The 24,514-nt window shown below is 36.8% G+C and carries 20 protein-coding genes and 2 riboswitches; of the genes, 13 read left to right on the top strand and 7 right to left on the bottom strand.

The window, feature by feature from the left end:
- The first annotated feature begins 382 nt into the window (after positions 1-382).
- From sspO to AC5LWL_RS16645, 7 genes are all read left to right on the top strand, one after another.
- Positions 383-535, top strand: a complete 153-nt coding sequence (sspO, locus tag AC5LWL_RS16675; RefSeq protein ID WP_493435365.1) for a small acid-soluble spore protein SspO — start codon at positions 383-385, stop codon at positions 533-535.
- A 383-nt stretch (positions 536-918) separates the two neighbouring features.
- Positions 919-2,634: a dihydroxy-acid dehydratase gene (gene ilvD / locus AC5LWL_RS16670; RefSeq protein ID WP_493435364.1), complete on the top strand. Its 1,716-nt coding sequence runs from the start codon at positions 919-921 to the stop codon at positions 2,632-2,634.
- Complete coding sequence (locus tag AC5LWL_RS16665) at positions 2,573-3,562, top strand: 2-hydroxyacid dehydrogenase (RefSeq protein ID WP_493435363.1); 990 nt, start codon at positions 2,573-2,575, stop codon at positions 3,560-3,562. The genes ilvD and AC5LWL_RS16665 overlap by 62 nt, the downstream gene beginning before the upstream one ends.
- Positions 3,563-3,675: 113 nt before the next feature.
- Positions 3,676-4,440 carry a sugar phosphate isomerase/epimerase family protein gene (locus AC5LWL_RS16660; protein ID WP_493435362.1) on the top strand — a complete coding sequence of 255 codons (765 nt, stop codon included), beginning with the start codon at positions 3,676-3,678 and terminating at the stop codon, positions 4,438-4,440.
- On the top strand, positions 4,437-5,405 hold the full coding sequence (locus tag AC5LWL_RS16655; protein ID WP_493435361.1) for a sugar kinase: 969 nt from the start codon (positions 4,437-4,439) through the stop codon (positions 5,403-5,405). Before AC5LWL_RS16660 ends, AC5LWL_RS16655 begins: the two co-directional genes overlap by 4 nt.
- On the top strand, positions 5,405-6,694 hold the full coding sequence (locus tag AC5LWL_RS16650; protein ID WP_493435360.1) for an MFS transporter: 1,290 nt from the start codon (positions 5,405-5,407) through the stop codon (positions 6,692-6,694). The genes AC5LWL_RS16655 and AC5LWL_RS16650 overlap by 1 nt, the downstream gene beginning before the upstream one ends.
- Positions 6,695-6,794: 100 nt before the next feature.
- Positions 6,795-7,439 (top strand): bifunctional 4-hydroxy-2-oxoglutarate aldolase/2-dehydro-3-deoxy-phosphogluconate aldolase, encoded by a 645-nt coding sequence (locus AC5LWL_RS16645; protein WP_493435359.1) that lies wholly within the window; start codon positions 6,795-6,797, stop codon positions 7,437-7,439.
- 336 nt (positions 7,440-7,775) lie between these two features.
- Here the strand turns inward: AC5LWL_RS16645 and tenA are convergent, their stop codons facing one another.
- Both tenA and AC5LWL_RS16635 read right to left on the bottom strand, forming a co-directional pair.
- Positions 7,776-8,450 (bottom strand): thiaminase II, encoded by a 675-nt coding sequence (gene tenA, locus AC5LWL_RS16640; protein ID WP_493436634.1) that lies wholly within the window; start codon positions 8,448-8,450, stop codon positions 7,776-7,778.
- Entirely contained in the window at positions 8,440-9,732 is a 1,293-nt protein-coding gene (locus AC5LWL_RS16635; protein WP_493435358.1) for an acetylornithine deacetylase, read from the bottom strand. Before AC5LWL_RS16635 ends, tenA begins: the two co-directional genes overlap by 11 nt.
- Positions 9,733-9,838: 106 nt before the next feature.
- A riboswitch (TPP riboswitch) is annotated at positions 9,839-9,939 on the bottom strand.
- 285 nt (positions 9,940-10,224) lie between these two features.
- Here AC5LWL_RS16635 and AC5LWL_RS16630 point away from each other — a divergent pair.
- Both AC5LWL_RS16630 and AC5LWL_RS16625 read left to right on the top strand, forming a co-directional pair.
- Positions 10,225-11,451, top strand: coding sequence for a GGDEF domain-containing protein (locus AC5LWL_RS16630; RefSeq protein ID WP_493435357.1), 1,227 nt, complete (start codon positions 10,225-10,227; stop codon positions 11,449-11,451).
- Between the two features lie 186 nt (positions 11,452-11,637).
- Positions 11,638-12,432, top strand: coding sequence for a hypothetical protein (locus AC5LWL_RS16625; protein ID WP_493435356.1), 795 nt, complete (start codon positions 11,638-11,640; stop codon positions 12,430-12,432).
- Positions 12,433-13,635: 1,203 nt separating this feature from the next.
- On the opposite strand, the gene AC5LWL_RS16620 is transcribed toward AC5LWL_RS16625, so the two are convergent.
- Positions 13,636-15,030 (bottom strand): L-cystine transporter, encoded by a 1,395-nt coding sequence (locus AC5LWL_RS16620; protein WP_493435355.1) that lies wholly within the window; start codon positions 15,028-15,030, stop codon positions 13,636-13,638.
- Positions 15,031-15,216: 186 nt separating this feature from the next.
- Positions 15,217-15,849 (bottom strand): DUF421 domain-containing protein, encoded by a 633-nt coding sequence (locus tag AC5LWL_RS16615; protein WP_493435354.1) that lies wholly within the window; start codon positions 15,847-15,849, stop codon positions 15,217-15,219.
- A 381-nt stretch (positions 15,850-16,230) separates the two neighbouring features.
- Here AC5LWL_RS16615 and AC5LWL_RS16610 point away from each other — a divergent pair, with 381 nt between their 5' ends.
- Both AC5LWL_RS16610 and truA read left to right on the top strand, forming a co-directional pair.
- Positions 16,231-16,980 carry a TerC family protein gene (locus tag AC5LWL_RS16610; protein WP_493435353.1) on the top strand — a complete coding sequence of 250 codons (750 nt, stop codon included), beginning with the start codon at positions 16,231-16,233 and terminating at the stop codon, positions 16,978-16,980.
- Positions 16,981-18,087: 1,107 nt separating this feature from the next.
- The gene (gene truA / locus AC5LWL_RS16605; RefSeq protein ID WP_493435352.1) at positions 18,088-18,825 is read left to right on the top strand and encodes a tRNA pseudouridine(38-40) synthase TruA; all 738 of its coding nucleotides are present in this window, start codon (positions 18,088-18,090) and stop codon (positions 18,823-18,825) included.
- Positions 18,826-18,977: 152 nt separating this feature from the next.
- On the opposite strand, the gene AC5LWL_RS16600 is transcribed toward truA, so the two are convergent.
- Complete coding sequence (locus AC5LWL_RS16600; RefSeq protein WP_493435351.1) at positions 18,978-19,934, bottom strand: ribose-phosphate diphosphokinase; 957 nt, start codon at positions 19,932-19,934, stop codon at positions 18,978-18,980.
- A 301-nt stretch (positions 19,935-20,235) separates the two neighbouring features.
- Between AC5LWL_RS16600 and AC5LWL_RS16595 the strand changes: the two genes are divergently transcribed.
- On the top strand, positions 20,236-22,719 hold the full coding sequence (locus AC5LWL_RS16595) for a helicase-related protein (RefSeq protein ID WP_493435350.1): 2,484 nt from the start codon (positions 20,236-20,238) through the stop codon (positions 22,717-22,719).
- Positions 22,720-22,814: 95 nt separating this feature from the next.
- Here the strand turns inward: AC5LWL_RS16595 and AC5LWL_RS16590 are convergent, their stop codons facing one another.
- Positions 22,815-23,201 carry an SET domain-containing protein gene (locus tag AC5LWL_RS16590; protein WP_493435349.1) on the bottom strand — a complete coding sequence of 129 codons (387 nt, stop codon included), beginning with the start codon at positions 23,199-23,201 and terminating at the stop codon, positions 22,815-22,817.
- Between the two features lie 403 nt (positions 23,202-23,604).
- On the opposite strand from AC5LWL_RS16590, the gene AC5LWL_RS16585 reads away from it, so the two are divergent.
- Complete coding sequence (locus AC5LWL_RS16585; protein ID WP_493435348.1) at positions 23,605-23,835, top strand: hypothetical protein; 231 nt, start codon at positions 23,605-23,607, stop codon at positions 23,833-23,835.
- On the opposite strand, the gene AC5LWL_RS16580 is transcribed toward AC5LWL_RS16585, so the two are convergent.
- Positions 23,813-24,241, bottom strand: coding sequence for a hypothetical protein (locus AC5LWL_RS16580; protein ID WP_493435347.1), 429 nt, complete (start codon positions 24,239-24,241; stop codon positions 23,813-23,815). The genes AC5LWL_RS16585 and AC5LWL_RS16580 overlap by 23 nt on opposite strands.
- Positions 24,242-24,385: 144 nt before the next feature.
- A riboswitch (ZMP/ZTP riboswitch) is annotated at positions 24,386-24,464 on the top strand.
- Positions 24,465-24,514 lie beyond the last annotated feature (50 nt).

Below are 24,514 nucleotides of genomic sequence, written 5' to 3'. Positions count from 1 at the left end.
TTATTCGCCAATAATAGTAATCCCTATAAATCAATAAGTGCAAAGATTGAAAAAACTTACGAAAAAAATCATTTGTCTTGTAATAAGTGTAACAGTTGTAAAGGGAAGAAGCAAATTAAGGGAATTTAGACAAGTGATTTTTGCTTTAAAATAAAGGTTTTCACAAGTGAAATAATATTTTTAGTGTGGCTGTCATCGGTAAGATTTATAAATGGAAAATCCTGAACAATTTGTGATAGATGCATTCAAAATAATTCATAATAATTTGGTGTAAATATACACAGATATCATTACGAAACAATTATTTTGCGAAACCTCTATAAGTACTTTTTACATAATTTTCATCAATTTTCGCAAAAATAGGTAAAGGAGGTGATGCAAGATGAGTGAAAAAAAGAAGAAATTGAATGATGATTTTAGTGACCAACAAGCAGTAAAAGGAAAAGCATCCAATCAGTATGATCATGAATTTGCAAATGAACCGCTAACAGCTGCAGAAAAGTTAAATAATAAAAAAACAAAAAAACGCCAGTAAGTCTTTAAATCATTTATTATTAAGGCTGTCGGAAGAGTGAAAGACAGCCTTATATTATATTTACTTCGTTTTTTCGACTTTGAAAAAAGTCTCTCTTCATTAGTCCGAAGCCTGAATATACTTCGCTTTTCATGAGCTATGGTGCAAATCTGATTTGCATGATGTCTACTACATTTTTCTTCTCCTTCCAACTGCCCCTCATGAGCTTTATCAATCTTCTATAAAAAACCTCATTAGCAAGGAAGAGTATTTAAAAATAAAGCGTTTTACTAAACCGGTTTATTAATTCGGAAATCAGACACAATTAAAGCATCCAAAACATATTTTTATATAATATAATCAACTTGTAAGCGTTAAATAAAAAGAAAAAGAGGTGAATCAAGGTGAATAACAAATTATCCACAATAAAGCCTTATACACGCGCTATATTAAAAGGACATTTGTGTTCATGCGGCTTTAGTTATAGTCAATTCGATAAGCCCATTATTGCTGTAGCTAATTCTTGGAACGAAATCGTGCCAGGACATGTTCATTTGCGTGAATTGGCAGAGCATGTGAAAGTGGGGATTAAAGAAGCAGGCGGGTTGCCTTTGGAATTTAATACGATTGCTGTATGTGACGGGATTGCACAAGGCCATGAAGGAATGAGGTATTCCCTTCCTAGTCGTGAAATGATAGCGGATACAGTGGAAACAATGGTGAAAGCACATGGAATATTTGATGGTATGGTTGTGATGAGTTCTTGTGATAAGATTGTTCCCGGCATGCTGATGGCAGCAGGGCGATTAAATTTACCGACAACCGTTGTACTTGGAGGCGTAATGCCTAACTATATTAAACCGTATGAATCGAAACAAGCGCGTCGTGATTTCCTAGATGGGAAAATTGGGGAAGAGAAACTTGTGCAAGTAACTAATCAATATTATCCAAGTGCAGGAGCTTGCCCATTTTTAGGAACTGCAAATACGATGCAAGGCTTATCGGAAGCTTTAGGAATGGCACTTCCTTATACATCTTGGATGAGAGCGCTGTCAGATGAGCAGTTGGAAGCAGCTAAAGAAGCAGGACGAAGAGCAGTTCAGATGGTGAAAGAGAAAGTGACACCGAAAGATATTATGACACTAGAAGCTTTTGAAAATGCTGTATCTGTCCTTTTGGCAATGGGCGGATCATTAAATGCATGTTTACATTTACCAGCCATTGCAAAGGAAGTAGGCGTAGATTTACCTTTATCCGTATTCGATCAGTTAAGTCGCAAGATTCCCTTTCTTGCAGGAGTTACTCCGAATAATAATTTATACACAACGAATGATTTGCAGCGAGCAGGCGGTGTACCAGCCTTAATGAAAGAAATTCAATCGTTAATCCATCTTGATGCGTTTACGGTTTCTGGGAAAACGGTTGGGGAAAATATTGTTCATGCTGATGTTGAAGATAGGGAAATTATAAAAGAATTAGCTACTCCAATTAATCATGAGGGAGGCATTGCAGTTCTTACAGGAAATTTAGCAAAAGACGGTGCGCTTATTAAGCAGTCAGGTGTAGCGAAAGAAGGCATGCAATTTAAAGGAAGAGCAAATGTCTTTAATTCAGAAGAGGAATTTGTGGAGAGCTATGAACAGGGAGAAATTCAAGAAGGAGATGCAGTCATCATTCGGTATGAAGGACCAAAAGGTGGACCGGGAATGAGAGAATTACACCGATGTACAGAAATTTTAACTAAATATAAGCAGGTAGCATTAATTACGGATGGTCGATTCTCAGGTGCATCAGCCGGACTGTCCATTGGTTATGTAAGTCCTGAAGCAGCGGAAGGGGGAACCATTGCATTTGTAGAGAATGGAGATGAAATTACTATTGATGTAGCGACACGAGAAATAACAATCCTTGTTTCAGAAGAAGAATTAGAAAAGAGAAAAACAGGATTTATAAGAGAGCTGAAAAAGGTAGATAGTAACTTATTGCAAATGTATGCACAAGTAACAACTTCAGCCGCAACTGGAGCCGTTCGAATTGATCTAAAAGGAGATGGGAAATGTGAAGAAAAAAATACTAGTAACGAAGCCGATTCCGGAAGATGTGGAGGAATATTTGCGTGATAATTGTGATGTGACCATTTGGAATTCAAATCGTATGATGCCGGAAGATCAATTAGCCGAAGCCTTGCAAGATATTACTGCTTTGATTACAACAAATAAGTATAAAATTGATTGTGAATTAATGAGCAAATCGCCAGAATTAAAATTTGTAAGCAACATTGCCGTTGGATATAACGGGTTTGATATAGAAGAAATGAAAAAGAGAAATGTGATTGGAATGCATACACCATCTGTATTAGATGAAACGGTTGCCGATTTGGCTTTCACCTTAATTCTTTCTGCTGCAAGACGTATTGGATTATTAGACCATTATGTGAAAGATGGAAAATGGACAGAATCAATCGGTAAAGATTTATTCGGAGTAAATGTTTATGGAAAGAAATTAGGAATTTTGGGGCTTGGTAGAATTGGTTCAAAGGTAGCAAAGCGAGCAAAATTGGGCTTTGATATGGAGGTTTCTTATTTTGATGCTTTTCGTAAAGAAGAAACGGAAAAGGAACTGGGGATACAATATGCAGCAATTGACATGATTATGGCAGAATCTGATTTTGTATTAGTAATGCTGCCTTTAATGAAAGAAACAGAGAATTTGATTCATTATGATAAATTAAATTTAATGAAACCAAATGCTATTTTTATAAACTCTTCTCGTGGTGAGATTGTTAATGAAGAGGATTTGATAAAAATTCTAAAAGAAGGAAAATTATTTGGAGCTGCTTTAGATGTATTCCATGAGGAACCAATTCGCAAAGACCACCCGTTCTTACAGTTTGACAATGTTTTGACCACTCCACATATCGGTTCAGCAGTGGAAGAAACAAGGAATGAAATGGCTTGGGTTGCTGCAAGAAATATTGTGAACAGCATAAATGGAATTGGAGAGACTTTTATCGTAAGAGAGTTACAAGAGCTGGTTCAAAAATCCTAAAAAAAAGAAGTTTGAAAACGTTATACTAAATCGGTTTATTAAAACATATTAAATAATATAACTTTTATAACAAGCAATAAGCTAGTTACATTTCAATGAAAGGGGTGTTATGTATGCAGGATATTTTTATTACCTTAAATTCATATGAAGAAAAAATGATAAAGGAAAATGGACAACAAGCATTTGTTGAACGAGTAAAAAAAGCAGGTGCTACAGGGATTGAAATAAGAAGAGAACTAGTTAGAAATGAAAATGATCTGGTGCAAATTGCTGCTATATTAAAGCAAACAACATTAAAAATTGTTTATTCTGCGCCTGTTCCGATTTGGAATCCAAAAGAGCAATTAAATGGGCAGGAGCTATGGGAAGTGTTGCAAGAAGCCTCTATTTTAGAAGCTAAAATAGTGAAATTTCCACTGGGACATTTTAACGAGCAAACGTCGAAGTTTGAAGAATGGACGTCATTTCTTCAAAAGGCTTCAGACAGGTTTGTGGTGATGGTGGAAAATGATCAAACAGTATATGGTGGAAATATTAGCGTGATCAAACAGTTTGCTCAGAAATGTAAAGGTTACCAATTGAATATTCCGCTCGTGTTTGACACAGGTAATTGGCAGTATGTAAATCAATGTTTTCAAACCGCTTTAAAAGAATGTAAGGAATATGTGGGCTATCTTCATCTAAAACAAGTGGTGAAAAAGGAAGGAATATGTGTCACCATTCCTTTAATTGATGAAGAGGGCGCCGAATGGAAGCAAGCTATTCAGACAATAAACAATGTTCCTATCGCAATAGAATTTCCGCTGAAATCAGATGAAAAGGCCAAGTATTATGTGGAATTAATACGTAAGAATTGTCAGGAGGAAGCGAAGTTATGAACAAATTAGATGCGATAACTTTTGGAGAGGCAATGGCTTTATTTATGGCAGATGAACTGGGGAATTTACAGGATATCCATCACTTTACAAAAGCGCTGGCTGGTGCCGAGGTAAATGTAGCTGTTGGACTTTCACGATTAGGATTAAAAGTTTCATGGATGAGTAAAGTCGGAAATGATTCGTTTGGCAAGTATATTCGGCAGTATTTACAAAAGGAAGGAGTGGATACATCGCAAATTCTAATGGATGAAGAAAACCCGACAGGATTTCAGTTGAAGGCAAAAACAAAAATTGGCGATCCAGACGTTCAGTATTTTCGAAAAAACACAGCAGCTAGCAAAATATCAGAAAAGGAACTGAATCAGGATTATATTCGTCAAACAAGGCATCTGCATATGACGGGCATACCATTGGCTGTTTCCGAAAGCTTTCGTCAATACGCACTCTTAGCATTAGCGGTAGCGGAAAAACAGAAGATACCTGTTTCATTCGATACGAATTTGCGGCCAAAATTGTGGAAATCACAAGATGAAATGATTGCTGTCATCAATGAAACAGCTTTTCAATGCAATATTATTTTGCCAGGTATTCATGAAGGAGAGATTTTGACAGGTTCTAAGGATGCTAGTAAAATAGCGGACTTTGATTTTAATAATAGTGAAAAAGTGGAATTAGTGATTGTGAAATTAGGGCCAGATGGAGCTTATTACAAATCACATCATGAAGAAGGTTATGTAAGCGGTTTTATTGTAGAGGATGTAGTGGATACGGTTGGGGCAGGAGATGGTTTTGCAACAGGAGTTATTAGTGGTCTTATCGAAGGACTGCCAATTAAAGAAGCGATCTTGCGCGGTAATGCAATTGGAGCTTTAGCCGTACAATCTCCTGGTGATCATGATGGCTATCCAACGAGAGAACAGTTAAATGATTTTTTAAATAATCATAGAGAAGGGGCTAATGTGTAATGAATAAGGGACTTGCAAAATCTAGATGGTGGCGTTTAATTCCGGTGATTTTTATTACGTATAGTTTAGCTTATTTGGATCGTGCCAATTATAGCTTTGGGGCAGCTTCTGGTTTAGAGCATGATTTAAAGATTACGGCAGCAACATCCTCTTTATTAGGATCATTATTCTTTTTAGGCTACTTTTTCTTTCAAGTACCAAGTGCTAATTTTGCTGAAAAACGGAGTGCAAAGAAATTGGTGTTTTGGGCGCTTATTGTTTGGGGGATGTTAGCTACAGCAACTGGTTTGGTTTCAAATGTTCCGACGTTAATGGTTATTCGGTTCTCTTTAGGAATTGTAGAAGCAGCAGTAATGCCAGCAATGCTTGTGTTTATAAGTCATTGGTTTACAAAAGCAGAACGTTCAAAAGCAAATACATTTTTAATACTTGGAAATCCTGTAACGGTTATGTGGATGTCTGTGGTTTCAGGTTATTTAGTACAAAATTTTGGGTGGAGAATGATGTTTATTTCGGAAGGTTTGCCAGCGATTATTTGGGCGATTCTTTGGTGGTTCTTAATATGTGATCATCCAAATCAAGCGAAATGGTTATCTAAACAAGAAAAAGCAAATCTTCAATCCGCATTAGAGGAAGAACAAAAAGGGATAAAAGAAGTTAAGGATTATAAAACGGCATTTAAATCAAAAACAGTTATTTTGCTTTGCGCACAGTATTTTTTATGGAGTTTAGGCTTATACGGTTTTGTTATGTGGCTGCCGAAGATTATTGAAGGCGCTTCCGATATGGGAATGGTCGCGACAGGCTGGCTCGCTGCGGTGCCATATATTTTTGCGGCAACCGCTATGATACTTGTTTCCTTTTTTTCTGATAAAAAGCAAGATCGAGCAGTGTTTGTCTGGCCGTTTCTATTAATAGGTGCCATTGCATTTATAGGATCCTTTATCTTTGCTAACCATTTCTGGATTTCTTATAGCATGCTAGTTATTGCCGGTGCTGCTATGTATGCTCCATATGGTCCATTCTTTGCGATTATTCCGGAAATTTTGCCACGTAATGTTGCAGGGGGAGCAATGGCGTTGATCAATAGTATGGGAGCACTTGGATCATTTGTTGGATCGTATCTGACTGGTTTAATCGCTTCCATTACAGGAAGTTTTACCTCTTCGTACCTGTTATTAGCAGGTGCATTAATAATTGGAGCCATTTTAACGATTATTGCAGTAAAAGCTGGCAATTCCTTTTTGAATAAAAAGCCGGTTCAAAACGCTGCATTAAAAAAGGCCTAATTGTCTGCAAACAATTAGACCTGTTGATAAATCTTGACATAGGTAAATTGTAGTTGTTTCAAAGAAATAAATCAATAATTATAACTGGGAGGGAATTATTTTGTTACAAGAAATTAAAAACAGAGGGATTACAGCAGTTATTCGTGATATTACGGAAGATAATGCTATTGATTTGGCAGAAGCATTAAGAAAAGGGAAGGTTACGATTTTAGAAATTACGATGGAAAACCCGCATGCAGTAAAAGCTATTAAAAAGTTAGTTGATTTTTACAAAAAGGGAGAAGTTATTATTGGAGCGGGAACGGTATTAAATGCAGAAACTGCGAAACGAGCGATAGAAGCAGGAGCAGAGTTTATATTTACACCAACCGTTCAAGAGGATGTTATCAAGGTAGCAAAAAACAATGGGAAAACATGTATTTTGGGTGCAATGACACCAACAGAGATTAATCAAGCGTATAATTTAGGAGCTGATGCAGTAAAGGTTTTTCCTGCTAATGTTGTTGGGATTGATTTTATTAAAGGAATAAAAGGGCCGCTTCCGCATATTCCGCTATTGCCAACAGGAGGAATCAATGTAGATAATATCCGGGATTATCTAGATGCTGGTGCGATTGCAGTAGGGATAGGAAGCAATCTAACAAAACTACCTAGTTTGTTTACATCTGAAGATTTAGAACGAATAACAAATACAGCAAAACAATTCGTTTATGCGATGGGGAAACAAGAATTAACAAGGGGCTAATAAGTTAGGTATGTTTATGGTTTCGTTTATCTTTAGGGACTACCTTGAAAGAGGCTTTGGCTTTCTCGATAAGTCCGCAGTCAGAATACACTTCGCTTTCCATGGGGCGTGCGCCGAGCCGCCTCGGAGCTCACTCCTGTGGGGCCACGCCTGTCCCGCAATTCCCACGGGAGTCTTCGTGTATTCCGCCTGCTCTCTGCTTCAACTTAGGTCATAGAATAAAATAGAAATCTGCTTCTTTTCATGCGCCATCGTGCAAATTTGGTTGTGGTTGCATGAGTGTCTACTTGAAATAAGGGTTCCTGCAAAGCAGTGCACCAACAAGCTTAACGAAATTTATTCATCCATCGGCCACATTGTTTGATGGTAAGCCATATTCCAAAACATATATTCAAAACGAGTTGTATTTAAGAAAATTTCTTCTAATTTCTTTAGTTCTGCTTCTGGTTTTCCTTCGGTTAATTTGTCGCATAGATGAATGCACCATGTGACAAGTTCGCCGAATTCAATGGAGCTGTACATCGAAATCCATTCTCCGTAAAATTCATCATCGATTGCTCCTGACTTTTGGCTTAGCTCTTTGCCGAGTTCCCAATAGCTCCACATGCATGGTAACAAGGCTGCAACAAGCTCTGCTAAAGTACCATTTTGCGCAACATGCAGCATATAATGTGTATAAGCTAACGTTGTTGGGGAAGGCTCTGCCTGTTCTAATTCTTGCTCACTAATTCCAAACTTTTTCGCATATATACGGTGAAGAGCCATTTCTTCGTTTAATGTGGAATGCAAGAGTGCCGCAAATTTCCCCATCGTTTCTACATCTGTTGCTTTTACTGCACCTAATGCGAACAGCTTTGCGTAGTCTATTAAATAGATATAATCTTGAATCATATAAAATCTAAATTTTTCTTTATCTAAAGTGCCGTCACCCATTCCTTGTATAAATGGATGAACATGGACTTTACGCCAAATTGGCTGAATATTTTTATATAAACGTTCACTAAATATCATCATTTTCACGCCTTTCTGTATGGAGCCAGTTATAAATAAATTCAATCATTACTTTTGTATACTGAACGAGCTGATGGAGGGACAATTGTTCATTAACAGCATGAGCATTTTGCAAATCTCCTGGTCCGTAAATTGCTGCAGGAATATTTGCATCGGCGAGCCAACCTCCGTCTGTCACGCTTGGTGATACATCCATGATGGCTTGTTTGTGAAATATTTGTTCATGAGACTGTGCAAGCAGTTGAACCCCGGCATGATTTTTATCTACTTCTAATGATGGGAAAATCTCCCCGCGATCTTCAATCATTGATGTGCCTCCCCATTCAAATGTTGGAGGGTTTTCTTTTAACCACGGATCTGCTTTTGCCACATGTAAAATATGTTCTTCTATTTCATTTGCCACTTGTTCATAGGATTCATTTGGATAATAATGAACGGTAATCCATAAACGACACTCATCGGCGATAAACGCTGCGTGTCGTCCGCCTTCGATAACGGCAGGATTAATCGTATTCGTACCTGGTAAAAAACCAGGATAACTTTTGGTGACAGCCCAATGACGTTCTAGTTCTTGTAAACCTTGAATAACTTTAGCCATTTTTTCAATGGCACTCGCTGCAAACGTTCCGCCGCCAGCATGAATCATATTGCGGCGTGTCCCGTCATGATATGTTTTTTTGCTTTTAATCGTAATCCAACCAGTAATAACGCCACCTTGACCTTGAATATGTAAATCACTCGTATCCATTACAACAGCAAAATCTGCGGAGTAGCCGCGTTTACAGCATTGAAGTGTTCCAGCCTCCCCAACTTCTTCTCCTACAACCGATTGAAAAATTAAATCACCTGGGAATGTTACACCTGCTTCTGTAAAAAGCTGTATGGCAAACAATGCGCCAGCTAAACCACCTTTCATGTCAGCCACTCCACGTCCAATTATCACATCTTCTTTTACAATGGGCATGAATGGGTTGCTTTCCCATTGTTCATCTTCACTTACTTCTGCCACATCCATATGTCCGTTTAGAATGAGACTTTTATAATGGGATGAATTCGTTCCTTTTAATACACCAACAATATTCGGGTCATTTGGATATACATCCCATTTATCAATGGAAAAATGAGATTTCTCCAGCAAACTGGCTACATACTCTTGCGCATCGTTTGTATTTCTTGCTGGCGGTGCAGGTGTCTTATAAGATACCAGCTTTTTCAATAATTCAATTAACTCTTCTTTTCGTTCCTCCACTTGCTGGACAAGGGACTGTACAATCTCTGCCATGTAAATCCTCTCCTTTTTACGCAAAAAAACACTTCTTTTTTTATTAGAAAGAAGTGTTTGAATAAACATTATAATGAATGATTAGCATATAATATGTTGCCAAAATTCCATTACAATACCTCTTTCCTCCGCTAGTGTTATCTAGATCAGGTTATAAGGGTTAAGACAATGGTCTCTCTCAGCTAAAAAGCACCCCTAGTGGTATGTATTTATTAAATTATGAATTGAATATGGATGATTATCTTTATTAGTTTTAACATATGAAAGCTGTCTATGTAAAGGGTCACACTCTTTAAGGAATAAAGAAGTAGGTTTTTAGATGGATAAAATATTAAAGGTCGTGCTTGGTTCATTCTTTCATAGAAGAAATTGTTCATAATGCCAGTAAAATAGTATTTAATAAATAGGAAATGTGTTCTTGTTAGCAAAAGAAATCTATCATCTCCATATTATATTTTGTATAATGAGTAAAAAAAGGCAATGAGGATGGTTATGGAATTAAAAAACGCATTTATTACGTTAAAAATATCTCCTGAAAAAGAAAAATTACTTACAAAGCATTTATTTCATGAAAATATTAAGCGGAGTAAGCTGTTTGCAAAGGTCGTATGCTTATTTGAATCTATTTTAATTCTAGTGAATATGATTGCCGCGATTGGAACCGGTTGCAAATTTAATTTTCCTGTTTATTTCTTATTATATTTTTTCTTATTAACAATGAGCTGTTTAATGCTTTTGCATATACACCGGTTTGAAAGAAAAGGCTCTTTTACGGAAAGAAATGCTAAAAGGTTTGAAATGGGTTTATTGATCTTTATTAGTTTCTTTTTAGTATGGGGAGCAGTAGTTACTTTGGTTGATCAGCGCGAGTATGGACATGTAATGGCATTTGCAGTTAACCTTATGAGTGTTTCTGTTTTATTTCACGCATCGAATAGAAGAATGCTTTTATTGTATCTGCTCCCAATATTGGTGCTTGTTGTAGGATTGCCATTTTTTCAGCATTCACACTCTATTTTAATGGGACACTATATTAATCTAGCAGTTTTTGCTTTTTTCTGTTGGCTTGCATCACGTATATTATATACAAATTATGCATCTGGCTTTTTTAATAGACTTCTTCTAACAGAATCAAATAGCAGGCTGTCATTAAAAATCGAAGAAAATGAGAACATTAATAGAGAACTTATGAAAGTGAACGAAAAGCTTGAGCGTTTGAGTTTGATCGATGAATTAACACAAATTCCAAATCGAAGAGGCTGTCAGCAATATGTAGAAGATGCTTTAAAGGCCGTCAATAAAAAAAGAAAGCTTTCTCTTATCATGCTTGATATTGATGTATTTAAGCAATTTAATGACAACTATGGACATTTAGAAGGCGATATGAGTCTGAAGTTAGTTGCGCAAAAGCTGAAATCTTGTCTCCCTTCCGCTGATAGCATTGCAGCGCGGTTTGGAGGAGAGGAATTTATGATGGCAGTATTTGATTTAGATAATAGAGCAATCTATGAGCTTGCAGAAAAAATACGAAAAGCTATATTTTCTATGAAAATAAATCATGAATATTCCCCTTTTTCTGATCGAGTGACAATTAGTTTGGGGATTGCTTCAAGTTATGTTACGAAGGAAGAAGACATGGAGCAGCTTGTACAGAATGCAGATCAAGCCCTTTATCAGGCAAAATTAAATGGACGAAACCGTGTGGAGGAATATAAATAGCAGCTATTCGGCTCATAAACTGCTCCAGCTATGACAGCATCTATTTTTTAAAAATTTTTGGAACAAGTGACTCTACGCTCGTTATCATTCCAAATTTTGAAAATGAAGTGGGGAAGCAAACGAAGAAAAAAAAGAAAGCGGACACCTCTATCTTATTTGCCCATAAACTAAAATGGGGTGATAGTTGTGCCATTACAAAATAATCAATATTTCCGTCCTTCTTGCCATCCTGCTCTGAATGGACGGTTTGAAAACTTTGACGTATTTGTTCCTTATTATGATAAAAAATATAATCAAATTCTGCTTCCAGCCGATTGGACTGGAACTCCTGAAAACACGCTTCTCAACTATTTCAGCCTTTTACGTGAAGCTTATTTTATGGAAGAACGAAGCTGCGGATCAATTGGGCAAGCGCAATATCCTTTTCCATTAGCTTATAATTTTTTCTCAAAAGATTATCAAAAAAGAGTAAAGTATGAAGCATTTATTCGACTTTTTACTGGGATAGGGCATACCAGTTTAATTAAGCTTTGTCGAGTGCCCGATGAAAAAGGGACAATAAAATTCTTTTATGAAATCGAAACGATCGAAGTACTTGAACACAAGAAAGCGGAATACTTTGGTTATACGTACGGCTTTATTCAGCTTGTTCATGAAGAAGATGGTTATCGGATTTCAGCAATACAAGAGGATACCGAGGATTTTCTTTGTGCACCTTATCACGGCTGGAGTCATGATGGAGAATCTGTTATTGATGTGAAATATGGAAGTTGGTGTTCGTTTATTCAGAAAAAATACCCGATGATTCAAAAAGAGTATGTGAAATACATTTCTTTTCATGGAAAGGATGGGGCTGATTACTGTTTTATATTCTTTACTTTAACCAATGGAACGGACATCGAGATAGCCCAATTTCGCAGAATTGGCAACGATAAGTGGCGACAAGTAAACTTGAATCCAGAAAAAGATTGTATAGAATAAAGAAATGAGTTTTAATTTGTCTGAACTAATTGGTAATAGGTAAAGACGAATATGCTCTAATTTAGCACGTAAATGGTTACTTCCCTATACTGGTTATTTATGTTTTTTCATCTAGTTAACTCAAACTTCGCAGTTATAAATTCCTCTTCATGTATTAGCATAACTTGGTTTAGAGCAATGAGAAAAGGGGGATTGATTAATCTCCTTATAAATAGGGGCTTTCTTTCCGTTTCAGGATGCTCGCTTTCCGTGGGGCTCGCGCTGAGCCGCTTCGGCCCTTGGCCTGCAGGGTCTCAGCTGTCTCGCTAATCCCACAGGAGTCTCGCACCTTCCACTCCAATCAAGCCGTTTTTGATCATTAGTTGCTGTCGTTGAACTGGTAAAAACACCCACTTTATTGAATAGACTAAAAGCGACACATTTTAGTAGAATAACGTTGAATAATAACATAAAAAAACAACGCTACTATGGTTTAGCAATAATACCTTGTAATGAAATTCGAAGACAAGAACGTATTCTAAAACAAGTTGCTTGTAACGGAGGGTGCGAAGACTCCTGCGGGAAATGTGGGAAGGCTGAGACCCCGCAAGGCAACGCCGAGGAGGCTCAGCTCCCACCCCGCGGAAAGCGAAGCAACCCGTAGTGGAAAGCAACCCCATAAGAAAAGCGCAAGCGCCTTGTTTAGCTCCGAAGAAAAATGTTCTCCAGACTCAAAAAGTGTTTTTTACTTTTAGAGGATGGAGGCAATACTCACCGGGGCTAGGCGCTGACCGGCTAAATACGCCACGTCCTTATGTCTTGGCCGGCACTTGTACATCCTGTACGGCGAAGCTAGACAGCCTTCACATTTCAAAAAGTATATACTTTTTCACCTTTTAAAAAACAAACCTCCCATTTTATTGTTCTAAACCGAGTAACCTCAAGACTTGGAAACGAATTTGATGGTGCGAAGTTTGAGTAGTTAAGTATGAAAACTATGTTGTTCCATTACGCTACAAACACTCGCTTTCCGCTGGGAAGAAGCGGCTAAAGCCGAGCCCCACGGAAAGCGAAGTGTATGCAGGCTGCGGGTGTTTACCGCAAACCTTCTTTTTTATATAAATAAAAAACCCAAACCATGATTACGAAATACTTTTTACATCTTCGTATCATGGTTCGGGTTTATCTTCGGCTGGAATACTTATGTCCCAGCTTCTTCATAATTTATGATGCTTTATTTTCAGATGAAAGATCTTCATCCGAATTATATATGTCCGTGTCTAACTCTCCAAGCGTTTTACTTGTTACGACTCCTGAAACCATTGACCCACTAACATTTAATGCAGTACGTCCCATATCAATTAATGGCTCTACAGAGATTAATAACCCTGCTAATGCAACTGGTAAATTTAAGGTCGAAAGCACGATTAATGTTGCAAAAGTAGCGCCTCCACCTACACCAGCAACTCCAAATGAACTAATCATTACGACAATAATTAATGTCGCAATAAAGGAAGGAGACAAAGGATTAATTCCTGCTGTTGGAGCGATCATAACGGCTACCATTGCTGGGTAAATACCAGCACATCCGTTTTGTCCAATCGATACACCAAAGGATGCAGCAAAGTTAGCAGTAGACTCAGAAACGCCTAATTTTGATTTTTGTGCGTCAATATTTAATGGCAGTGTCCCAGCACTTGTACGAGAAGTAAAAGCAAAGGTTAATACTGGAAGCACTTTTTTTATATATTTTTTTGGACTTAATCCTAATACGGCTAGAATAACTAAATGAACGATAAACATGGCGATTAATGCTGCATAAGAAGCAATTACAAATTTCCCTAATTTTAATATAGCATCAACATTACTGCCTGCAACTGTTTTTGCCATTAAAGCAAGAATTCCGTATGGAGTAAGACGTAATACAAGTGTTACTATACGCATTATCACTGAATAGACTGCTTCAACCATCTTTTGAAAAAATTCGGCCTGCTCAGGATTTTTTCGTCTTATTCCAAGTAAGGCAACTCCAATGAATGCTGCAAAAATAACAACCGCAATTGTAGAAGTAGGTCTTGCTCCCGTTAAATCTAAGAATGGATTTGCAGGAAGAAATCCAAGTATTTTTTGTGGAATTGTTGTACTTTGTACTTCTCCTAAACTTTCTTCTAACTGCTGACCACGAAGTGCCTCCGCGTCACCAGAATTAATATCAATTGCTTTTAAATCAAACCCAATAGCGGATGCAATTCCAAGTGATGCAGCAATTGCTGTTGTCAGTAATAATGTTCCTATCACAAGACCACTGATCTTTCCTAGGTTATTTGACTTTTCTAATCGTGTAAATGCAGAGATGATGGAAATAAACACAAGTGGCATAACAATCATTTGTAATAACTTCACATAGCCATTACCTATTAAGCCGAACCAGTCATTCGATGTTATTATGACTTCTGAAGTTGGCTCATAAAACAATTGTAAAATAACTCCAAATAAGATGCCTAGTCCCAGTCCAGTAAAAACACGCTTGGAGAAGGAGACATGCTTCTTTTGCATATAGAATAAAATACTAAGAAGCACTAATAAAAAAATAATATTTAAAATAGATAAAAAGTTCAACGAAAATTCCTCCTAATACAATATGTAATAATTCCGATTGGTTAAATTGGAATTATAATTCTTAAAAAGAATAACATGCTTAGTGGTGTATGTAAATAAAAAATGGAAAAAAAAAAGCCTACACACAAAACTTTGAATTTGTCCATTTGTGGAGCAGACGTTTTTTTATTTTTACCCTTATTTTTTCTACTTTTCTCTCGCAGGTGTCACATGCAATCCTCTGCCATTTGTCCATTCTACACAAAAGAGGTTTTTTCTATCTTCATATCCCATTTCCTCTAATTGGCTGCTAAGCCACTCTTTTGTCTTGCCTATTCGTCTGAATTCTTTATCTACATATTCACCATTACTTATTAGTAAGGCAGAAGGGTCAGGTTCATTAACTCTTACAATGCTTAACATTCCGTTTGTTTCCAATTGTGCATGCTTCACTTCTGTTAAAGAGAAAATCCCGTTCATTCTTAACATAGTACGAAACTGTTCCATTGCTAAATCATTTTTTTGGAATTCATCCATATTAAGTTTTCCATTACTCATTAAAATGGAATCTTCCCCTTTTATTATTTTGCGTACTCCTCTACTATGTGTCAGTTTTTCGATTATAAAGATAAGTATTTGCCAAAGTAGAAGCGTATAAAGCAGTTTATGAATCTCGATTTTAGGATTATAAATGACACCTCCGACAATTGCGCCAAGAACAATAATTTGCAAAAAATCAAAAGGTGTTAATTGTGACATTAATTTTTTGCCAGAAAATCGAAGTGAAACCAATAGACAGATGAGTCCAATTATTAATTTTAAACTGATATCTATGTACATATAAAGTGCACTTTCCTTTCTTACTTATAAGTTGCTATTATCCTATCTATATATTTCCTATCCTTATACTGATTAAACTTTATGCAGAAAATCAAAGTGATTTTTAAAAATTGTTATCTGATAAACAGATTGAAATTTTCAGCTTAGAAAATATAATTTGTATCCATTTGAAATAAACAGAATGAGTGGAAATGGTTCAAAAAGTGAAGAACTCATACCTAAATTAACTAGTCGGTTTTAGTTTATGTAAAATGGGGATGATGCCCAAATTTTAAAAATTTAGGCTTAATAAAAAAGTTATAAAAATTAAAGTATGATGCAAGATAGTAGTAAACGAATGCAAGCATCGTTTATGAAGTAAGAATGTATAGGGGGAATATGATGGAATTATCATTATTATTAGAGTATGGTTGGGTTTTACTTATTTTAATTTTTTTAGAAGGGATATTATCTGCTGATAATGCCCTCGTTTTAGCTATTATGGCAAAGCATTTACCAGTAGAACAGCAAAAAAAGGCGATTAATATTGGATTGATATTAGCTTTTATCTTTAGGATTGGCGCTATTTTTGTTATTTCGTATCTTTTTCATGTTTGGCAAATTCAAGCGATTGGAGCTGCTTATTTAATCTTTATCGCATTAAAACATTTATTAAAAAAGGATCATGGAGAAACAAAGAAACAAGGGAAGAGCTATCGTATGACTGTTGCACAAATTGCCTTAGCAGATATTGCATTCGCGGTTGATTCTATATTAGCAGCAGTAGCACTTGTTATAGCTTTGCCAGATACGCCAATAAGAGACATTGGTGGGATGGATGGTGCTCAATTTATTGTTATTTTAATAGGAGCCATTGCAGGTTTAATTGTTATTCGGTTCGCTGCAGGTTACTTTGTTAAAATTTTGACAGAACGCCCAAGTCTTGAAAAGGCGGCAATGTTACTCGTTGGCTGGGTTGGAGTTAAGTTATTAATGCATACGCTTGCGCATCCTTCCTTGCATATTATTTCTCATGATTTTGTGGAAGGTCCTATTTGGAATACCATCTTTTGGTCGGTTATGCTTCTGATCGCTTTGGGTGGATGGTTTTTATCAAAAGGAAAACCGGAAAAAAACAGGGAAGCGAACTAACTAGAAAAAAGGAAAGAAAAACAGACAATATATTCAGGTAGACCCTTATACACCATGGCGCATGAAAAGATGCAGCATTCTAAAATTTATAAGCAGAGAGCAGTCAGAATACACGAAGACTCCCACGGGAATGCGAGAAAGACGAGACCGAGCGACCGAGCCTAGGTTGCCATATATAGTGGGTGGAATTCCCACCGAGAAAGAACTAGCCATTCACTCGTAGCGAGTCTTGGAGGGCAAGGGGTAACTCTTGGTTTTAAGCGTAGACAGCGAGGTAATGGGCCGTAAGCCAAATGGTTGAAGGGATAGAGCTCCGAAATCTTCCTTTAAGAGGGCTGATGTGTTGGTCTCCACAGAAAGCAATATTTCTATTTTCGCAAAATGGCGAGAAAATGGAAACCTCTTCGGAGTCGGTGACCTCGGCACGTTATACATCGATATATGGTAGCAACTCGGGAGATCCTGTTTAGTCTTTCTATGTAAATAGAGAGTATGGCGAACCAAGCGATAAAAAGCAAGCAAGCCAAAAGCTGACAGGAAGTCGGATAGCTGTGTAGTACCAAAGAAATCGGGTAATTCTGATGGAGGAAAGGCAGCTACCCTATTACAGCCCTTATGGAGAAACATTTACTATACACGGAGATAGTGATGGAATGGAAACAAAACCAGTAAGGATAGCAGAATGAAACAGTATGAAACATTTTGTAAAAGGTGATAGGGAGGAGCCGTGTGCGATAATTCCGCACGCACGGTTCTTAGAGGGATAGCGGAGCACAATCCATTTCGGAGAGGCTCCCGTCTACTCGACCCGCAGTGCAGCGAGGAGTCTCGACGCTCGTCCGTGGGGAAAGCGAAGTGTATTTGCCTGCGGACTAATTGAGCGTGTAAGTAAGCTTAGCTAAAACTTAGTATACGCTTCAGCAAAAGACTATCACATATATATTATGTATTGGATCATCCTTTTTTCTTAAGTAGTGTTATAATAAAGTGTTCCAACTCAGGAATGTTTGAGCAATGACATTTAAAGTTTGGATACAATAGAAAAATATTAGTGATTTATTTGCGATTCTTTATATAAATGATAAAGCACTACACGAAGGAGAAAAAATGAATAATTATAAATTGTTAATTCAGTATGATGGTGGACGTTATAAAGGCTGGCAGCGTCTTGGTAATGGCGATAGTTCTATTCAAGGAAAAATAGAAAATGTGTTAACAGAGATGATGGGAGAAAAGGTAGAAATTATCGGATGCAGCAGAACGGATGCTGGTGTCCATGCTATCAGTCAAATAGCTAATTTTAAGATCAATAGAGATTTAACGGAATCGGAAGTTAAGGACTATTTGAATAAATATTTACCTCAAGATATCAGCATCATAAAAGTTACATTAGTTTCTGAACGTTTTCATGCTCGATATAATGCGAAGGATAAGACATATTTATATAAGATTTGGAATAAGGAATATACAAATCCTTTTATGCGTAAGTACAGTATGCATGTGGAGAAAAAACTAAACATCGCAAAAATGCAGCAAGCAAGTAAGCATTTTATCGGGAAACATGATTTTACTGCTTTTTCAAATGCTAAAACAAAGAAAAAGTCGATGGTGCGTGAAATATATGCTATTCAAATTGAAGAAGAAGCTGGTTTTCTCCAAATTAGAGTGCGCGGAGATGGATTTCTTTATAACATGGTAAGAAAAATGGTTGGTACATTGATAGAAGTCGGCGAAGGCACAATAAATGCCAATCATATCCCAGGAATTTTAGAATCGAAAAAACGAGATCAAACGGGTGGCATGGCTGATGCGTGCGGACTTTATTTGGAAAAGGTAGATTTTTAATAAGAAATAAGCTGCACTGTGCATTGTACAAAACAACTTAGTTTTTTATAAGCAAGTGCGCTGGATCTAGACACTAATCTAAGTTGAAAATTTTATGCTTTCTTATTTTTAAAAAAAGCATCTGACAATATTGCCAGATGCTTTTTTGTTCTTTATTTAAATAATACACTGACGGATTTTTCTTCAAATACTCGAATGATTGCATCACTCATCAATGGTGCAATAGAAAGCTGTGTGATTTTATCGATTCTTTTTTCTTCTGTAAGTGGAATGCTATTTGTAACGATTAATTCTTTTAGTGGAGATTCTTTAATCTTTTCAATTGCTGGTTCAGATAGAACAGGATGTGTACAGCAGGCATACACTTCTTTAGCACCATTTTCTAGTAGTGCGTTTGTTCCATTTGTGATTCTATAGGCAGTATCAATAATATCGTCTATTAAAATTGCTGTTTTCCCTTCGATGTTCCCGACAATATTGATTTCTCTTGAACCAAAGTCACGAGGTCCACGTTTGTCAATAATCGCAATTGGTGCTTTTAATCGATCAGCTAATTCACGAGCACGTGTTACACTGCCATGATCAGGGGCTACGACAACGACATCATTATTAAATTCTTTTGTACATAAATATTGGGATAAAATAGGCATACCAACCATTAAATCTACTGGGATATTAAAAAATCCTTGTGTTTGCGGAGCATGAAGATCCAATGTTATAACACGATTTGCCCCAGACTTCTGAATTAAATTAGCAACAAGCTTAGCCGTAATTGGTTCTCTTGGCTGCGCTTTTCTGTCTTGACGAGCATAACCGTAATAAGGAATAACGACATTAATTGATTTTACGGATGCACGTTTTAAAGCATCAATCATAATGAGTATTTCCATAATATGTTGGTTCACTGGCTCACAAGTAGATTGGATAATAAAAACGTCACAGCCACGAACACTTTCCTCAATATTGATTTGAATTTCTCCATCACTAAACTGCTTTACAGCGCATTTTCCTAACTCGACCCCAATCTTATCTGCAATTTCTTGCGCTAATTGTGGATTAGAATTTAATGAAAAAACTTTTAATTTGGAGCTTTTATATGTATTTGGCACGTTTGGTTCCTCCTATAAGATGAACATAATTCCGCAGTATTCTTTAAATAGTATAGCTAAAATAAATATATCTATCCTGTATTTTAGGGCAGTATATGCATCATTGCAACAAATTTCACGTAAATAATAATAAAGATCTTTTCCTTCCATCTCTTGAATTTAGAAGGAATAAACAAAGCATATATCTAAAACAAAAGAGAGAAGTTGTATAATAGATAAAAAAGGACGAGACAATCTCTTGTACATATAATGAAAGAAAATAAGAAAACTAATAAAAAGATAAAAAATGGGAGTTTTTCTTATGAATGATGTGTTAACAGCTTATTTTGAACGTGCAGTTAGACGAACAAAACAAATTATTTTGGAAGATGTAGACAGGTATTTACAACGAAAAGAAATGATGCCTTCATATGAACAATATGTAAGGGAGAGAGGAGAGTATATTAACCAAATTTGGTTGAATACATGGCTCAATATAACAGCAAGCCATGCTACTTTTAAGGAGAAGAAAAGCTATTTAACTGAAAAGGGAGTAAGCATAGAAGGATTAAGAAAAAAATTGGTTAACAAACTGTTTCGAACAGAAATAAGAGAGGTAGAACCAATTGATTTTATGGAATGGCTAGACAGTCTTTTTGTTGCTGATGAAATGACTGCATGGGAAAAAAGATATAAAAAGGTTAGAAAAATATATTTAGATCAACAAGAAAAGATAAAACAACTAGTAATCCAGAAGAAATTAGAAGAGAAGTTTCTATATTATATCGAACAAAAGTTAAAAGAAAATTATGAGGATGTATATCTTTATATTCGTTATTTAGTAGGAAGCCATCTTGCTATTGATATAGAAAGAAACGGGGTTATAGTAAGTTTGAATGTTTGTACATTGGATGATTATTTTCACGATGAAACAATGCTGCAATCTAATGGATCGCTGTTTGGGGAGGATTTAGAAGAAACATATCAAGACCTTCTTCGGAATTATATAGATGATTTTGCACCTAATTGGTTAAAACAGGAATTGCCTTCCCATCTGTATACGGAATATGAGGGGATTTTTCATAAAGCATTACCAAATTCGTATTTATTAGAAATAGGAATGGACGTTTTTGAAGAACTCTCTATGGAATTTTTTGAAGATTTATTAGAGGAAACGATTTTTGACCTTATAAAACTTCTTGATATTCCTTTTGACTTAGAAACGCATCAAAAAATTTATCAAGAAGATCGCATAAAACGACAAGAAAAGGAAAAAGAGAATAAGGAAGAAAGAAGACGTAAAAAAGAAGAAGAAGCACGAATGATAGAGGATATTTTCGGTAAAGAATATCACCCCCCCTCGGGCAGAAATATTCATTACGTGCTCCATGTAGGGGAAACCAATACAGGGAAAACGTTTCAGGCAATAAAAAGAATGAAGAAAGCAAAAAGTGGTCTTTATTTAGCACCTCTCCGATTATTAGCACTTGAAATTTATGAGAAATTACAGGAAGAGAATATGCCCTGTTCTTTAAAAACAGGTGAAGAAGAAAAACTTACAATAGGTGCAAATCATCTGTCCTGCACAGTTGAAATGTTTCATGAGAAAGATTTTTATGAAGTAATTGTCATAGATGAATCACAGATGATTGCGGATAAAGACAGAGGTTTTGCTTGGTATAGAGCCATTACAAAAGCAAATGCAAAAGAAGTGCATATTATTTGCAGCGTTCATGCAAAATCAATGATTCTTCACCTTCTTGGAGATTCTTATGTGGAAATTCATGAATATAAAAGGGCTGTTCCCTTGGAAGTAGAATCTTCTTTATTTCGTATAAATCATACTCGAAAAGGGGATGCTCTAGTTTGTTTTTCAAGAAGAAGAGTGCTGGAAACCGCATCAGAATTGCAGAGAACGGGTAGGCAGGTAAGTTTAATTTACGGAAGTATGCCGCCGGAAACAAGAAAAAAGCAGATGCAACGTTTTTTAGATGGAGAAACATCCGTTATCGTTTCAACAGACGCTATTGGCATGGGCTTGAATTTACCAATTAGACGAATTGTATTTTTGGAAAACGATAAGTTTGATGGAACAAGAAGAAGGCTTTTGAGTTCTCAAGAAGTAAAACAAATTGCAGGACGGGCTGGGCGTCAGGGGATTTATGATAAGGGAAGGGTAGCTTTTACAAGTGAGCTGAAAAAAATGACAAAGCTGCTGGAACAAAAGGACGAAGAATTAACTGGATTTGCGATTGCTCCTACAGCATCTGTTTTAGACAGATTTCAGAAATATGCGAATAAATTAAATGTATTTTTTCTTCTATGGGATCGTTTTGAAAGTCCTGAGGGAACCAAAAAAGCTACTCTCTCAGAAGAACGAATATTATATGAGATGATTGAAGATACAATGATAGAGGCAAGATTGCCTGTACATGATTTATTTGGATTTTTACGGTTGCCTTTTGCTACAAGTGAACCAGTATTAAGGGCCCAGTGGAAAGTTAATATGAAAGCAATTGTGGAAAATCAAGAATTGCCTGATCCACTAATAAAAGAATTCAGTCTGGAAGATATGGAGTTATCGTATAAATCAGTAGGTGTGCATTTATTATTTTTATACAAACTTGGAAAAAGAACCGAAGCCCATTATTGGGAAAGAGTAAGAAAGGAAATTAGCAGCAGCATACACGAGCAATTAAAAGCGGATATCCCGAACAGGAAAAAGGCTTGTAGAAGATGTGGTGTGTCTCTTCCGGCAGGTTTTCGCTATCAGATTTGCAATGATTGCTATTTTTCAGGGTATTAAAAGAAAAGAACTGACGTTGAATTTTTTTGGGGAGGAAACTCGAAAGGATAGTGAATAAAAACAGGCACTTTCCCTATAAAGAAAGTGCCTGCTTCTTATTCTTCTTCGTCCTTATTAAACCATAGCGGTTCTTGGTCATCTACATCGCCATTATAATTAATTAAGATCTCTTCGCCTGCTTTAATATCTTTATAAGCATAAAAGTCAAACGTGTGTTGGTCAAAATTAATATCATAGGTTGCATTAGGCTCATACGAATGATTAAACAACATTCCATAACCTAGAAGAAGTGCTGTATGATTTATACCATACTCAAAAGCGTAATCAGCAAGTAATGTTTTTTCAATATGTTGATGCTGTTCATTCGGATATGGAATGACAGGTGCTTCATGTAATAGCGTGCCTTTTTTAATATCACATGTAGCGAATACGCCTCTATTAAATTCTCCATCGCTTACAGGAGAAGTCTTTACCTCGATCATATTAGTCACCTACTAGTCTTTAAAGTTTTCTATCTTACTGTAACATTGTTATAAGAAATTAGGAAATAATTATTTTAGCAGTGAGCTGTATACTTTCTAATACTTTTGCTATTCAACAGTGTATAGGGGGGATTTTATTTAAAAGTAAGTAAAAAATTTTGAAAAGCAGAATAATGGAGGGGAACGCGGAATAATCGAGAGAAGCGCGGAATAATCAGGAGAAACGCGGAATTACTGGGAGAAACGCGGAATTACTGGGAGAAACGCGGAATAATCGAGAGAAGCGCGGAATAATCGGGAGGAACGCGGAATAATCGGGAGAAGCGCGGAATAATCGGGAGGAGCGCGGAATAATTGAGAGAAACGCGGAATAAGCGAGAGGAGCGCGGAATAATCGGGAGAAGTGCGGAATAATCGGGAGAAGCGCGGAATTATCAGGAGAAACGTGGAATTATCAGGAGAAGCGCGGAATTATCGAGAGAAACGCGGAATTATCGGGAGAAGCGCGGAATTATCAGGAGAAACGTGGAATTATCAGGAGAAACGTGGAATAATCAGGAGAAGCGCGGAATTATCGAGAGAAACGCGGAATTATCAGGAGGAACGCGGAATTATCGGGAGAAGTGCGGAATAAGCGAGAGGAACGCGGAATTATCAGAAGAAACGCGGAATAATTGAGAGAAGCGCGGAATAATCAGGAGAAACGCGGAATAATCGGGAGAAGCGCGGAATAATCGAGAGAAACGCGGAATTATCAGGAGGAACGCGGAATAATCGGGAGAAACGCGGAATAATTGGGAGAAGTGCGGAATAAGCGAGAGGAACGCGGAATTATCAGAAGAAACGCGGAATAATTGAGAGAAGCGCGGAATAATCAGGAGAAACGCGGAATAATCGGGAGGAACGCGGAATAATCGGGAGAAGCGCGGAATAATCGGGAGGAACGCGGAATAATCGGGAGAAGCGCGGAATAATTGAGAGAAACGCGGAATAAGCGAGAGGAGCGCGGAATAATCAGGAGAAGCGCGGATCGTCATCAAAAAAGGAAAGAACGTCTTTTTTTGTGGAAAGCATAGAAATTTGTCATTTTTGTTAATAATTCTTCAAAGAAAGAAAAAGAAGAGAATTTTTACAAAATAAAGGTTGAAGATTAATATAGAATTTGTTAAAGTAAAGGAAATGAAAAGGCTATATGTGACTGGCGAAACGCGGATAACCGCGAGGGAGCATATAGTGTCGTAGCCGCTCGCCTGGGCAGAGGTAAGGGAAATATCCCTTGCCTCTTTCTGTTTATTAGGAGGGGATATGAAAGT

This window comes from Niallia sp. WK069_GA_01, assembly GCF_983173855.1.
The sequence above is the reverse complement of the archived record's forward strand: the minus strand, read 5'-3'. Positions and strand labels throughout refer to the sequence as shown.

Bases quoted from the DNA above. Each gene is read 5' to 3' on its own strand.
- AC5LWL_RS16655 (WP_493435361.1), top strand. From the start codon at position 4,437: ATGAACAAATTAGATGCGATAACTTTTGGAGAGGCAATGGCTTTATTT.
- AC5LWL_RS16590 (WP_493435349.1), bottom strand. From the start codon at position 23,201: ATGATCGAGGTAAAGACTTCTCCTGTAAGCGATGGAGAATTTAATAGA.
- AC5LWL_RS16635 (WP_493435358.1), bottom strand. From the start codon at position 9,732: ATGGCAGAGATTGTACAGTCCCTTGTCCAGCAAGTGGAGGAACGAAAA.
- truA (WP_493435352.1), top strand. From the start codon at position 18,088: ATGAATAATTATAAATTGTTAATTCAGTATGATGGTGGACGTTATAAA.
- AC5LWL_RS16630 (WP_493435357.1), top strand. From the start codon at position 10,225: ATGGAATTAAAAAACGCATTTATTACGTTAAAAATATCTCCTGAAAAA.
- AC5LWL_RS16650 (WP_493435360.1), top strand. From the start codon at position 5,405: ATGAATAAGGGACTTGCAAAATCTAGATGGTGGCGTTTAATTCCGGTG.
- AC5LWL_RS16660 (WP_493435362.1), top strand. From the start codon at position 3,676: ATGCAGGATATTTTTATTACCTTAAATTCATATGAAGAAAAAATGATA.
- sspO (WP_493435365.1), top strand. From the start codon at position 383: ATGAGTGAAAAAAAGAAGAAATTGAATGATGATTTTAGTGACCAACAA.
- AC5LWL_RS16595 (WP_493435350.1), top strand. From the start codon at position 20,236: ATGAATGATGTGTTAACAGCTTATTTTGAACGTGCAGTTAGACGAACA.
- tenA (WP_493436634.1), bottom strand. From the start codon at position 8,450: ATGATATTTAGTGAACGTTTATATAAAAATATTCAGCCAATTTGGCGT.
- AC5LWL_RS16615 (WP_493435354.1), bottom strand. From the start codon at position 15,849: ATGTACATAGATATCAGTTTAAAATTAATAATTGGACTCATCTGTCTA.
- AC5LWL_RS16610 (WP_493435353.1), top strand. From the start codon at position 16,231: ATGGAATTATCATTATTATTAGAGTATGGTTGGGTTTTACTTATTTTA.